This is a genomic window from Arthrobacter sp. FW306-2-2C-D06B, from assembly GCF_021789175.1.
GTDB lineage: Bacteria > Actinomycetota > Actinomycetes > Actinomycetales > Micrococcaceae > Arthrobacter.
Genome location: NZ_CP084560.1, coordinates 1,021,549 through 1,033,815, shown reverse-complemented (window position 1 = coordinate 1,033,815; position 12,267 = coordinate 1,021,549). Strand labels below are relative to the sequence as shown.

Annotated in this window: 11 protein-coding genes and 1 riboswitch; of the genes, 5 read left to right on the top strand and 6 right to left on the bottom strand. The window is 64.6% G+C overall.

Annotated elements, in window-relative coordinates; all coding sequences use genetic code 11:
- Nucleotides 1-48: 48 nt before the first annotated feature.
- The 3 genes from LFT47_RS05010 to LFT47_RS05000 form a co-directional block, all read right to left on the bottom strand.
- Nucleotides 49-390 carry a P-II family nitrogen regulator gene (locus tag LFT47_RS05010; protein ID WP_236815872.1) on the bottom strand — a complete coding sequence of 114 codons (342 nt, stop codon included), beginning with the start codon at nt 388-390 and terminating at the stop codon, nt 49-51.
- Complete coding sequence (locus LFT47_RS05005) at nt 387-1,802, bottom strand: ammonium transporter (RefSeq protein WP_236815871.1); 1,416 nt, start codon at nt 1,800-1,802, stop codon at nt 387-389. The genes LFT47_RS05010 and LFT47_RS05005 overlap by 4 nt, the downstream gene beginning before the upstream one ends.
- Nucleotides 1,803-2,071: 269 nt before the next feature.
- Nucleotides 2,072-2,647, bottom strand: coding sequence for a helix-turn-helix domain-containing protein (locus tag LFT47_RS05000; RefSeq protein WP_059388136.1), 576 nt, complete (start codon nt 2,645-2,647; stop codon nt 2,072-2,074).
- A gap of 303 nt (nt 2,648-2,950) precedes the next feature.
- Here LFT47_RS05000 and LFT47_RS04995 point away from each other — a divergent pair, with 303 nt between their 5' ends.
- Nucleotides 2,951-4,483 carry a sodium:solute symporter gene (locus LFT47_RS04995; protein ID WP_236815869.1) on the top strand — a complete coding sequence of 511 codons (1,533 nt, stop codon included), beginning with the start codon at nt 2,951-2,953 and terminating at the stop codon, nt 4,481-4,483.
- Nucleotides 4,484-4,566: 83 nt separating this feature from the next.
- Nucleotides 4,567-4,686: riboswitch (SAM riboswitch) on the top strand.
- A gap of 14 nt (nt 4,687-4,700) precedes the next feature.
- The gene (locus LFT47_RS04990) at nt 4,701-5,021 is read left to right on the top strand and encodes a hypothetical protein (protein WP_236815867.1); all 321 of its coding nucleotides are present in this window, start codon (nt 4,701-4,703) and stop codon (nt 5,019-5,021) included.
- A 38-nt stretch (nt 5,022-5,059) separates the two neighbouring features.
- Here LFT47_RS04990 and LFT47_RS04985 read toward each other — a convergent pair whose 3' ends face one another.
- The gene (locus LFT47_RS04985) at nt 5,060-5,248 is read right to left on the bottom strand and encodes a hypothetical protein (RefSeq protein ID WP_236815866.1); all 189 of its coding nucleotides are present in this window, start codon (nt 5,246-5,248) and stop codon (nt 5,060-5,062) included.
- A gap of 265 nt (nt 5,249-5,513) precedes the next feature.
- Here LFT47_RS04985 and LFT47_RS04980 point away from each other — a divergent pair, with 265 nt between their 5' ends.
- Nucleotides 5,514-6,692 (top strand): VIT1/CCC1 transporter family protein, encoded by a 1,179-nt coding sequence (locus LFT47_RS04980; RefSeq protein WP_236815864.1) that lies wholly within the window; start codon nt 5,514-5,516, stop codon nt 6,690-6,692.
- Nucleotides 6,693-6,795: 103 nt separating this feature from the next.
- Nucleotides 6,796-7,659 carry a matrixin family metalloprotease gene (locus tag LFT47_RS04975; protein ID WP_236818364.1) on the top strand — a complete coding sequence of 288 codons (864 nt, stop codon included), beginning with the start codon at nt 6,796-6,798 and terminating at the stop codon, nt 7,657-7,659.
- A 441-nt stretch (nt 7,660-8,100) separates the two neighbouring features.
- On the opposite strand, the gene LFT47_RS04970 is transcribed toward LFT47_RS04975, so the two are convergent.
- Entirely contained in the window at nt 8,101-9,063 is a 963-nt protein-coding gene (locus tag LFT47_RS04970; RefSeq protein ID WP_236815861.1) for a polysaccharide deacetylase family protein, read from the bottom strand.
- An 11-nt stretch (nt 9,064-9,074) separates the two neighbouring features.
- Nucleotides 9,075-10,604, bottom strand: coding sequence for a purine-cytosine permease family protein (locus LFT47_RS04965; RefSeq protein ID WP_236815859.1), 1,530 nt, complete (start codon nt 10,602-10,604; stop codon nt 9,075-9,077).
- A 108-nt stretch (nt 10,605-10,712) separates the two neighbouring features.
- Between LFT47_RS04965 and LFT47_RS04960 the strand changes: the two genes are divergently transcribed.
- Nucleotides 10,713-12,188 carry a PucR family transcriptional regulator gene (locus LFT47_RS04960; protein WP_236815857.1) on the top strand — a complete coding sequence of 492 codons (1,476 nt, stop codon included), beginning with the start codon at nt 10,713-10,715 and terminating at the stop codon, nt 12,186-12,188.
- Nucleotides 12,189-12,267 lie beyond the last annotated feature (79 nt).

Here is a 12,267-nt window from a genome sequence, read left to right as displayed (position 1 = left end):
CCGCTCCTCATGGAGCGGCACCCACACAGTCTTTTCTAGCCGATTGCCCTAGCTGATCGCAGACGCGCCGCGCTCCCCTGTCCGAACCCGCACCGCCTGGGAGACCTCGATGGTCCAGATCTTGCCGTCCCCGAATTGGCCGGTACTGGCGCCGGAGATGATGGCGTCCACTATTCCGTCCACCAGCTCGTCCGTGGCCAGGACCTCCACCCGGATCTTGGGAAGGAGATCGGAGGCGTATTCCGCGCCCCGGTACACCTCGACGTAGCCCCGTTGTTGGCCATATCCGTTCGCTTGGCTCACGGTCATCCCGTTGACTCCAAAGCGCTCCAGGGCTTCCCGGACCTCGTCGATCCGCTCCGGCCTCACGATGGCCGTCACGAGTTTCACGTCGACGCCTTGCTGCGCATCCGATCTGTTTTCCCGTTAGAGCTAGCTTCTGGTTCACCGCTGGAACCCGACGGAGTTTTGCCGTTCTGTGGTTCTCCGGGATTGAAGGATCCGCCGACCATGGCCAACTCGTAGGCGGTTTCCGCGTGCTCCGTGATGTCGATGCCGGCCAGCTCTTCGTGCTCCTTGACGCGCATGCCCACAGTCTTGTGGATGGCCAGCCCGATGAGCGTCGTCATGATCGCCGTCCACGCGGTGACCACCAGCGCCGTCAATATTTGGGGCCAGAACTGGGTCAGGCCGCCGCCGTAGAAAAGACCGCCTTCAGTCTTTGCCGAGGGTACGGCGAAGAATCCGAGGGACAGGGTCCCCCACAGGCCGCCGACAAAGTGGACGGCAACAACATCCAAGGAATCGTCCAGGCCGATCTTGAACTTCAGCCCGATGGCCAGCGCGCAGACGGCACCGGCGATGACGCCGATGACGATCGCGCCAATCGGATCCACGAATCCACAGGCGGGGGTGACTGCCACCAAGCCCGCGACGGCGCCGGATGCGGCGCCGAGCGACGTCGCGTGGCCGTCGCGGAGCCTTTCGACAAGCAGCCAGCCGAGGAGCGCTGCGCTTGTCGCCAGGAGGGTATTTGTCCAGGCGAGCGCGGCGATTCCATCAGCGGCCAGTTCCGAACCGGCGTTGAATCCAAACCAGCCGAACCACAGCAGGCCTGCCCCGAGCATCACGAAGGGGAGGTTGTGCGGCCGGATGTTGGGGTCTTTCATGAATCCGAGCCGTTTGCCAAGCACGACTGCCAGCATCAGCCCGGCCATTCCCGCATTCATGTGGACGACGGTGCCGCCGGCAAAGTCGAGGGCTGAGATCTTGCTGCCGATGATCCCGGTGGATCCGAAGAGCCCGCCACCCCAGACCCAGTGGGCGATGGGAGCGTAGACGATGGTGACCCAAAGACCGGCAAACAGCAGCCATGGGCCAAACCTGACACGTTCAGCCACAGCGCCGCTGATCAGCGCGACAGTGATGATGGCGAACGTGGCTTGGAATCCTATGAAGACCATGTCCGGCAGCCCGGGGGCTTTCCCGCCAATGACGCTGGCCAGTCCGCTGAGTCCGAAGTTCGCGAAGGGATCTCCGATGAAGCCGCCCAGGGTATCCGGGCCGAACGCGAGTCCGTAGCCCCACAGGGCCCAGACCACCGCGACCACGCCGATGGCCCCGAAACTCATCATCATGATGTTGAGGACGGACTTCATCCTGACCAGGCCACCGTAGAAGAACGCCAAACCTGGCGTCATGAGAAGGACGAGGGCGGAAGCTGCAAGCATCCAGGCGGTTGCGCCGGGATCGAGGGTCTGGGGGTTCACATCCAGCCCTACGCTGAAGAATACTGGGTTCATTTCGGGAGCCTTCCTGCATATACGGCGCTCCATGGCGCCCGCACGGCGAGACCATTTTTAAAACGAACAGGTCCTGGTACCTCACGGGTTACCGACCTTGACGAGTTGCGTTGACTCGAACGTACAGTCGCCCTGTTTCAGCATTCGGCACCGATCATTTCAGGCACGTAACAGCACAGGCCCCAGAGTTAAATCCTGAAGTCAGGCATGTTTCAGTCGTGTTACACGCCGCGTGTCGGCCTCGTACGCCGGGGGGCGCAGTGCCAGCGTCAGCGACTGGCTGCCGGCACCAGGATCCAGAGCACCTCAACGGGCTCGTCCGTCGGATTGACCCAGGTGTGCGGCTCACGGCCCGGGAAGGACAGCGTGTCTCCCTCTTCGAGCTCGTACTCCTCGTTGGTGAGGATCAATTTGATCCGGCCCTTGACGACGTGAAGGACATCGACGTCGCAATCGACGGCGTAAAGCTCGGCTTCTCCGCGGCCGCGTGGCTCGATGGAGGCCTGCAGGATCTGCAACCGACGTTCCGATCGAGCAGTCAGGAGCCGCTCCACGATTCCCTGGCCACCGAGCGAAATCCGCGGCCCGTCGTCGCGCCGGGTCAGGTGCGTCTCCGGTGCGGCGAAAAGGTCTCCGATGGACACCGAAAGAACTTGGCAAAGCGTCACGAGGGAAGCGACCGACGGCGATGTCAGGTCACGCTCCACGCGGCTCAGGAACCCTTTGGTCAGGCCAGTGGCGTCGGCAACCTGCTCGATGGTGAGCCGCTGCGATTGGCGGGCGGCACGGATTCTGGAACCGATGGCAACGGGGACGTTGCTCGGTTCAACGGGGAGAGCCTTCATTCACGAACCTTTCAGGCCGTTTATGCGGCCCTGTCATTGCAGCAATAGTAGCCGGATCGCCCGCGTGGCAGCGCCTTTGGCTAGCTGGAGGGCAGCCGATGTGTCCGCTCCGCAAGACAGCGTCTTGACTGTTACTCGCATCACTACGTATCCTCATAGGCAACAAGTGTTGTTTGTGAGGCATACATCACAGACTACTCTCCCCAATCACCAGCGCAGAGGCCTTCCGCAACCCCGCACGAAACCCAGCGGACCGGCGTCGGAATCCCCAGGAACTCTGCGCATCACTTTCAGGAGCCAACCGTGGACTCTTCGTTCATCAATATTGCGATCGTGGTGGTGTATTTGCTCGCCATGCTGGCCTTCGGCTGGTGGGGCAAGTCGCGCACCAAGAACAACAGCGACTTCCTGGTGGCAGGACGCCGCCTTGGTCCGATGCTCTACACGGGCACCATGGCCGCCGTCGTCCTCGGTGGCGCATCGACGGTTGGCGGCGTCGGCCTCGGCTACAAGTTCGGCATCTCCGGCATGTGGCTGGTAGTCGCGATCGGTTCGGGCGTCCTCCTCCTGAGCCTGCTTTTCGCCGGCACCATCCAGCGACTGAAGATCTACACGGTCTCCCAGATGCTGAGCCTGCGTTACGGCCAGCGCGCCACGCAGACCTCCGGCATCGTCATGCTGGCCTACACCCTCATGCTGTGCGCCACGTCCACGGGCGCCTACGCCACCATCTTCGTTGTCCTTTTCGGCTGGGAGCGCTGGCTTGCCATCGCCGTCGGCGGCGCCATCGTCCTGGTCTACTCCACGATCGGCGGTATGTGGTCCATCACCCTCGCCGACCAGGTGCAGTTCATCATCAAGACAGTGGGCATCTTCTTCCTCATGCTCCCGTTCGTCCTCAACGCCGCCGGCGGCTTCGACGGCATCCGTGCCCGTGTTGACGCCAGCTTCTTCCAGTTGGACGGCATCGGAGCGCAGACCATCATCACGTACTTTGTGGTCTACACCCTGGGCCTGCTGATCGGCCAGGACATCTGGCAGCGCGTTTTCACCGCCAAGACCCCCAAGGTCGCCCGTTGGGGCGGCGCCACTGCCGGCATCTATTGCGTCCTGTACGGCGTGGCTGGCGCCTTGATCGGCCTGGCCGCACGGGTGGCACTGCCCAACATCGACGTCAAGGCCCTCGGCAAGGACGTTGTCTACGCCGAGGTTGCCACCCACATCCTGCCGATCGGCATCGGCGGCCTCGTCATGGCCGCAGCAGTCGCGGCCATGATGTCCACCGCCTCCGGAGCCCTCATCGCCGCGGCCACCGTTGCCCGCGCCGACGTGGTCCCGTTCGTGGCCAGCTGGTTCGGCAAGACGATCAACACCGACGACACCGAAAACCCTGAGCACGACGTCAAAGCCAACCGCTACTGGGTCCTTGGCCTGGGCATTGTTGCCGTGCTGATCTCCATGGCGGCGCAAGACGTGGTGGTGGCCCTGACCATCGCCTACGACATCCTGGTGGGCGGCCTCTTGGTTGCCATCCTGGGCGGCCTGGTCTGGAAGCGCGGCACCGGTATTGCCGCGGCCTGGTCCATGGCGGTCGGATCCATACTGACGCTTGGCCTGTTGATCGCCTACGCCACGGGAATCATCCCCAGCGAAGACGGTGTCTACGCCAACGATCCCATCTACTGGGGCCTCGGCGCCTCGCTCCTGGTCTACGTTGTGGTCTCCCTGCTGACGCCGCCAACCGAGCCCGCGGTCCGCGAAGCTTGGGACCGCCGCGTTGCCGGAGCGGTCACCGAGGAACTCCCCTTGGAGGTACACCCGGTGGCCAGCCACTAAGCTTCACACAATCAAGTACGACGGCGGCGCCGCACCTTCTCCTCGAGGGTGCGGCGCCGCGCCTGCATGTACAGTAGGAACAGCTTCAAGAGATGTGGCGCCAAGCTCCGACTTGCCACACGCCAACCCCATGTTCGCGGGTGGTTCGGATGAAGAAGCGGCCCGGCTCGGACCAGAGACAACCGAACGGGCAAGAGCAACTCCCCAGGAGAAGGCCATGCCTTTCGAAAACGGCGCCAATGCCACAGCCGACCGCAGCACCCTGTCCGGCACCCTCTTGTTGCCCCGCCCCCGGCGGGTGGACGAGTTCGTCCGGGTGATTCCCGGCGTCGACCTCTCCCAAGGCTCCGTCACGTTCGTGGTGGACGGAAAGCTGGAACGCTATTGGCATCATGAGCCGCGACTCATCACCGAAGCGCTCTCAAAGGCAGTCCAGCCCGCCCGCTGGTTCCCCGCGACACGGAAACTCACCCTTACGGTGGCGGCAACCGGGCACCGGGCAGGCGTGCAGAGGCACTTCATCCTGAGCGCGTTCTAGCTGCCAGGGCTTCAGCACCTCGGGTTCAGGGAGCCGGGCTATTCGATCTCTTCGGCCTCACGGTGTTCGTCGGCATCGAGCGGAACCACCCGTTCGTCGTCGTCAAGAACCTCGGGCTGGTCCTCCCAATCTTCCTCCACCGCCAGGTCCTCGCTGTAGTCATAGGCGGGATCGGCCTCGACCGTGGGGCGGTCGGGGTGGCGAGCGTGGGTCTCGGTGCTGTCCATGGTGCAACCTCCGTTCGACGTGCCGCTGAGCCCATCGCACAGGCATAAGAGGCAGCCGTCCAACGCTACCCCGCCAATTCGTGGACCCTGTCCATCCATCCCAGCACTGCCTCCTGCCGCGGTCAAGGCTTCCCGGGAGCCTCCCCTTTTTGAGGCGGGCCTAAATTATCCAGTGAGGATTACCGGCCGAAAAACCGCGGAAATTGGCGATAGAGTGGAGCCGCAATGAGGCGATGAAGCCCGCCCCAGCAACCCAGGAGTCCCGGTGCAACCGCACACAAAACCCTCGCATCCAGACAACTCGCATTCAGACAATCCGCAGGACTCAAGCAGTCCATCGCAAGACGTAGCAACCCCCAAGACTCCCCCGTCGTCGTCGGACATCAAGCGCTGGCGGCAGTACTTGGCGGATGAGCGAGCCGAGGCCGCCGTTTATCGCCAACTGGCGCAGCGCCGTGACGGCGAGGAACGCGAAATCCTTTTGGCCCTCGCAGAGGCCGAAGGCCGCCATGAGGCACACTGGCTCAAGCTCCTCGGCGAACATGCCGGCATGCCGAAGGCGGCATCGATCCGAAGCCAAATGCTCGGCTTCCTGGCCCGGAACTTCGGATCGGTGTTCGTGCTGGCCCTCGCCCAACGGGCTGAAGGCCGCTCGCCTTACGCGAAGGATCCGGCAGCGACCCGCGCTATGGCGGCCGACGAACAGATCCACGAAGAAGTAGTCCGCGGCCTGGCGACGCGCGGCCGCAACAGGTTGTCCGGCACCTTCCGCGCGGCCGTATTCGGCGCCAACGATGGCCTGGTCAGCAACCTCTCCCTCGTGATGGGCATGGCCGCCACCGGCGTTCCCGCCACCGTGGTCCTGTTCAGCGGTATCGCCGGCCTGCTGGCGGGCGCCTTATCCATGGGTGCCGGCGAGTATGTCTCGGTACGCTCGCAGCTCGAGCTCCTCAAGGCCACGCGCCCCACCCAAGCAACGCTGACCGCAGCACCGGCCCTGGACATCGAGCACAATGAGCTGGTCCTCGTATATCTGGCCCGGGGCATGTCCCGCGAAGCCGCCGAACACCGGGCCGCGGAGCGCATGGGCCTCTACACCTGCGATTGCGATCCCAGCCTCTCGCTCCACCCCGAAGTGGAAGAAACCGTCAACGAGCACGAGGCCGTGGGCTCCGCCTGGGGCGCCGCGATCTCGAGCTTCTGCTTCTTCGCTTCGGGCGCCATCGTGCCCATCCTGCCGTTCATCTTCGGCATGACAGGCTTCGCGGCGCTTGCTGTGGCCGGTACGCTGGTGGGCATCGCGCTTCTGTCGACCGGCGCCGTCGTCGGCTTGTTGTCCGGAACCTCGCCGCTGACCCGCGGCCTCCGGCAGCTGGCCATCGGGCTCGGTGCGGCCGCGGCGACGTATGGGCTGGGACTCGTCTTCGGCGCAGTCATCGGTTAGTAGCGCCGGCCCGACGGGGCGTCGGCGCAGGAACTTGGGGGAAGACTTGCATTCAAACTACGGTTACGACGGCGGTCCGCCGCCCAAGCGTCCCAGTACCGTTTTGGCGCTGTTCCGAAACTTGATGGTGGTGGCGGTCGTCGCTGCCGTAGCCGTGCTGGTCAGTGGATTCCTCCGGGGCGACCCGGGCATCAGCGGCTTGCTTCCGAACCTTGCTCCTTCCGCCCATGCCACGGCAAGCACCCCCGGGCAGGACGGGGCTCCCGGGCGGGGGCCACAAAAGGCGGCCCGTGCGCCGGATACCCCACCGCCTGGACTGGAGGAAGCCGGGCAGCCGCTCGGCTCCCCCGCGAAGCCTGCGGTAGCCAGCAGCTCCTACAAATTCCTCGCCACCAACGCCGACGGCACCCCCGTTGGCTACTCTCCGTGCCGGCCGTTGCACTACGTGGTCAACGCAGCCCTCGCCCCAGCCGGATCCGAGGGACTCATCGCCGACGCCATCGCCAAGATCGCCGCCGCCACTGGCCTCAAATTCGTTGACGACGGCACGAGCGCGGAAAACCCCTCCGAGAAGCGCAAGCCGTACCAGCCCGCGCTCTACGGAGATCGTTGGGCACCCTTGCTGATTTCGTGGACCACTCCCGAGGCGGCTCCGGCGTTGGCAGGAACCGTCATCGGAACCGGGGGCAGCACCATGTACAGCTTCGGCACGGGACCCAAGAGCTACGTCTCCGGAAGCCTGGACCTCGACGCCCCGCAAATCACGGAACTGCTGGGCGTCCGCGGGGGCGCCCATTATGTCTCGGCGGTCATTCAACACGAACTTGGCCACGTCGTGGGCCTTGACCACGTAGAAGATCCAATCCAGCTCATGTACCCGGAGATCGGCGCCCCCGATGGTTTGGCAGCCGGAGACCTGAACGGGCTCTACAAACTCCACACCGCCCTGTGCCGGAGCGATCTGTAGCGCAGCCCAGGCCCTCCCCCGGCTCTGGCCCACGCTCAACCCTGCCCACCCCCACGGGACATGCCCCCTGTTCAGCCCCAGCAGTGGACATATGAGCACTATGTCCACTGCTCCAGGCCAAGGCTGGGCATGCTCAACGGGCAATGAGTGCTATGTCCACTGCTCCTGGCCAAGGCCGGGCATGCTCCGGGTGTCCAATGCTCCCAGCCAAGGCTGAGCGTGCTCCGGGCCTGAGCCGCGGGCGACATGCTCACCCTTCAGAGCCGCCCCCTCGCGGGACATGCCCCCTGTTCAGGCCCAGCAGTGGACATATGAGTACTATGTCCACTGCTCCAGGCCAAGGCTGGGCATGCTCAACGGGCAATGAGTGCAATGTCCACCGCTCCTGGCCAAGGCTGGGCATGCTCAACGGGCTATGGGTGTGGATCGTTGGACATGTCCCTAGCTGGGGGTCGGCTGTAGCAGCCGGGCGGGCTTGAAACTGGCTCCTGCGCCTGGATAGGACGGGACCACGATCCGGGCGTGGCTGTGGATCTCGTTGACCGTGGCCTTGGTGTGTTCGGCGATCCGTTCCAAGGTGGTCACCCACATCCCGTCCATGGCCTTGACGCGTTCGATCAGTTGCTCCAAGGCGACGGCCTTGGATGGACGGCCGGAGATGAACGGGTGGTTGGTCAAGACGAAGCAACTGCCTTGGGCGTGATGGGCTTCGGCTTCCAAGGTCCACATCTCCAAGACCTTCGCCGGACTCTCGATGACGCCGCTTCCTGTCACTCCCGGGTAGAACGCGTATTGTTCCCAATCGTCCAGCGCCCAATCCACCGGGATCTCCACGATGTCCCGTGAATCGCTATGCCCCGAATCGCCCGGGGCAACCGCCATGCGGTAGGGGGCATCGCCGTCGAGCAGGCTTGAATCGTAGAGGAAACCACGGTCCGCGAGCAGTGCCGGCGAATGCCAGTTCAGCTCCCACCACGGTGCCCTGTAGCCGACCGGCCTGACCCCGGCTACCTTCGCGAGGGCTTCGAGCCCACGGTCCAGGTAGCTGGCCTCGGTGGCGGCGTCGATTCCTTGCATGGGTTCGTGCAGGTAGCCGTGATGGGCGACTTCATGGCCGCCGTCGACGATCCGCCGCACCACGTCGGGGTAGCTTTCCGCCGTGAACCCGGGGATGAAGAAGGTCCCTTGGATCTCTTGGCGCTCGAGGATCTTCAGGAGTCGCGGAACAGCGACCCTCGGGCCATAGGACTGGTGGCTCATGAGGGACATGCGCCGCGTGCTTGTGGGATCGTGCGCGATGGTGCAGGATTCGGCGTCGACGTCGAACGTGAAGGATGCAGCTGCCCTGAAATTTTCCGGCCACGTGATCGGGTGGGCCTCATCGGGAAAAGCGTTGGCGGTCATCGGGGTTCCTCTCAGTCGTTGACCAGATTGGCGACGGCGTCTTCCGCACGGGGCTGCGACGTCGCGGTTTCGGAAGAAGCTGCCGCCGCGGACGGTAGGGGAAGGTATCGGGCATGAACCCGTGGGCCCAGTGCGCCGTAAACTGCCGCGGCAACGAGCCCGCCTGCCAGCCAGGACAAGTCGATCCCGCCCATGGTCGTGGCGATGGGTCCCTGCATGATCGGAAGGACGCCGTACATGAACAGCCACGTCGCGAAGATGCCCACCAAGAGCGCGGTGATCCCTGCCCAGTTGAATGCCGGGAGCCTACGGGTGCCCACAGGGTCGAAGAGCCGGTCCACTGCCACGGGACTACGCTTGTCCACCCAGAAGTAGTGCACCAGCATGATGCCTCCCCACGCGGCGACCCACGCCACGAGCCCGCCGAGCCAAGTGCTCAGGGTGGAGGCGAAGTCCGACTGCAGGATGAAGAACACGACGCCGACCAGTGCCAGGATCCCGACGAAGAGGTTCAAGGAACGGCGCTTGGCCTTGATGTCCAATGCCTGGGCAGCCACCGAGAAGGTGTAGATGTTCAGGATGTTCGTCGCGATGGGACCGTGCAGGACCAGGAAGAGCACCGGGATCGCCAGGACGCCGAAGTTGTCGACGATGAGGTGGCCGGGGTCGGCCGTGCCGCTCTTCGTTGCAAGGCTGGCGCCGAGGATGCCGAGCCACACTACCGGGAGGAATTGGCCGAATACCGAGGCCAGGTAAACCTTATGTTTGGGGACGGACTTGCTGACGAAGCGTGAATAGTCCGCCGCGTAGGTGAACCAGGTGATCCCCCAGCCGATCCCGATGACCGTCATCACGGTGGTCATGGCTGCGATTCGTGCGCCGCCTTCAAGGACAGCACCGGGAGGGCCCGCGTAGCCCCAATCGATGTTCATGCCGAACCAAGCTACGGCGGACATGGCGATCAGCACCACGATGGTGGGCGGGACGGTCCACTTCTCGAAAGCCGCGATCGCCTTGTAGCCGAACCAGGCGATGGTGACCTGGGCGGACATGATGAGGAAGGCCACGAGGATCTTGGGGCCAACGTTGGGCTGCTCGGGGTCGACCATGCCGAGCTTGCCGAGGAGTGCCATCACCAGGTCCAGGATGATCCAGGTGTTGACGGCGCACCAACCGATTCCGAGGAGTGCCTGGATGGCGCTCGGGAGATAGTTGCCGCGGCGGCCGAAGACGGCCCGGGCCAGGACCATGCCGGTGGCACCGGTCCGTTGCCCCAGGAGGACAAACAGGCCAAAGAGTGCCATGCCGATCAGGTTTCCCACCACCAGGACGGTGACGGTATCGGCAAAGCCCAGTCCAAGCTGGACGCCGAGGGCACCAAGGACCCAGTTGATGGGGGCAAGGTTTGCGCCTGCCCAGATCCAGAATTGGCCCGCTACGCTGCGGATACGCGCTGATTCGGGTATGGACTGCAGGTTCTGTTCGACGTCGGTCTGCGCCGTTGCAGCCCCAGGCGTCGCAGTGGATAAGTTCTCGTGCATTGGGGGATCCTCCGTGTAGGAAAGGGACTCCTTCAATGTATGTGCCCCAGATCACAGCAACAAGATACGATGTGTACGATAGATCCGAAAAATACGTTACGGAGTGTCATGTCCCTGCTTCTTGCCGACGCTTTCGAACACGAGAGCCTGAAAGCCGCTGAACCAGTCCTGCGGACGGATGTGCCCGAGGCCCTCTCGCGGCAGCTCCGCTGGGTCCACTCGAGCGAAGTGCTGGACATCGCTCCGCTGCTGCGAGGCGGAGAGCTGCTCCTGAGCGGCGGGCAGGCTCTCGCCACTGCTTCGGACGAGCGGCGCGTGGACTATGTCCGCCAACTCGCGGCCCGCGGCATCACAGCTTTGGCCATCGAGACGGGCTCCGAGCTGCCCGCGATACCTGAGTCCATGCTCGACGCCGGCCAGGAGGCCGGGTTGCCCATCATCGAGTTGTGCAAAGTGGCCCCCTTCGTCGGCATCATGCAGGCGATCAACTCGCTGTTGGTCAGCGAATCGGTGGCGCAATTGCAGTTCGGCGACGAAACGAGCCATGCCATGGCGGCGGAACTGGCACACGGAGGCGGACTGGATCAGCTCCTCGCCGTGCTGGCGAGCCGGACGGGTGCCAGCGCAAGGCTCGTCTCGCCGTCGGGCATCACTTTGGGAAGCGCTGCGGCCCCTGGCCAGCCCGGTCCCTGCACCGTCACCACCGTCGATGTGCCCGTCCGCGGCGTGCTGGCCGCCCGCCTGGAGTTGGAAGTGCCCGACGACGGCGATGCCAACCTTGCGCGGGTGGCCGGCGAGCGGTGCGTCGATATCCTCGGCTTGGCGTTGCTGCAACGCATGCCACCCGGGCTCAAGGAGCTTGCGGGCATCGAGCTCATGCGGGCCATCAGTTCGGGCACCCAGTCATGGCGACTCCAGCAATTGGGACCCGCCTCAGGGTTCCCGGCCAGCGGTCCGGTAGCCGCCGTCGTGGTGCGTTCCCCAGCGGCGGGACAGCTCCGGACACAGCTCGACGGCATCCTGCATGACGCGGTTCCACAAAGTGCGAGTTATGCGGACAACGCCGAATTGATCGCCTTGGCCGCGCTCCCCCACCCCACCGCAGTGGCTTCGCGCATCGCGCTCATCCAAGCACTTGAGGCCTTGGAGATCCCCGACGGATCGGTCATGGCCGTGGGTCCGCTGGCGCAGGGAATCGGCGAGGCTCCGTGGTCGCTGGCAGAAGCACGCCGGACGCTTGAGCTCATGCCGGGGGACGGGAACCGTGTGGTGGATGCCGAGGACTTCGCCGTCGAGCGCTTGGCGGAAGCAAGCCTCGACGCGGCCGCCCGCGAGGCATTCGTGCAGCGGCAGCTCGGCGCCGTCGTCGAGCATGACGAGCAGCGGCGCTCGGAGCTGATGCGGACGTTGGCGGTGTGGCTGGATACCGGATGCAATACCGCTCAGGCGGCACGGGAACTGCACTTGGAAAGGCAGTCGATGCACCACCGGCTCCAGCGGATTTTCGAGTTGTGCGGCGGGGATCCGCGGGGAACGGGCCGGCTGGTCGCCCTTCACTTGGCAACGCGCCTGGCCCGGCTCTAAGCGGATACCTGCAGCCAAACGCCAAATCGCCGGAACCCTGCCCAGCTCGCCGTTGCGCATCGGCGAGCCGGGCGGGTAC

What these genes read in the sequence shown, in the direction of transcription:
- LFT47_RS04985 (WP_236815866.1), bottom strand. Translation starts at nt 5,248, where the DNA reads ATGGACAGCACCGAGACCCACGCTCGCCACCCCGACCGCCCCACGGTC.
- LFT47_RS04960 (WP_236815857.1), top strand. Translation starts at nt 10,713, where the DNA reads ATGTCCCTGCTTCTTGCCGACGCTTTCGAACACGAGAGCCTGAAAGCC.
- LFT47_RS04990 (WP_236815867.1), top strand. Translation starts at nt 4,701, where the DNA reads ATGCCTTTCGAAAACGGCGCCAATGCCACAGCCGACCGCAGCACCCTG.
- LFT47_RS04970 (WP_236815861.1), bottom strand. Translation starts at nt 9,063, where the DNA reads ATGACCGCCAACGCTTTTCCCGATGAGGCCCACCCGATCACGTGGCCG.
- LFT47_RS05000 (WP_059388136.1), bottom strand. Translation starts at nt 2,647, where the DNA reads ATGAAGGCTCTCCCCGTTGAACCGAGCAACGTCCCCGTTGCCATCGGT.
- LFT47_RS05005 (WP_236815871.1), bottom strand. Translation starts at nt 1,802, where the DNA reads ATGAACCCAGTATTCTTCAGCGTAGGGCTGGATGTGAACCCCCAGACC.
- LFT47_RS04965 (WP_236815859.1), bottom strand. Translation starts at nt 10,604, where the DNA reads ATGCACGAGAACTTATCCACTGCGACGCCTGGGGCTGCAACGGCGCAG.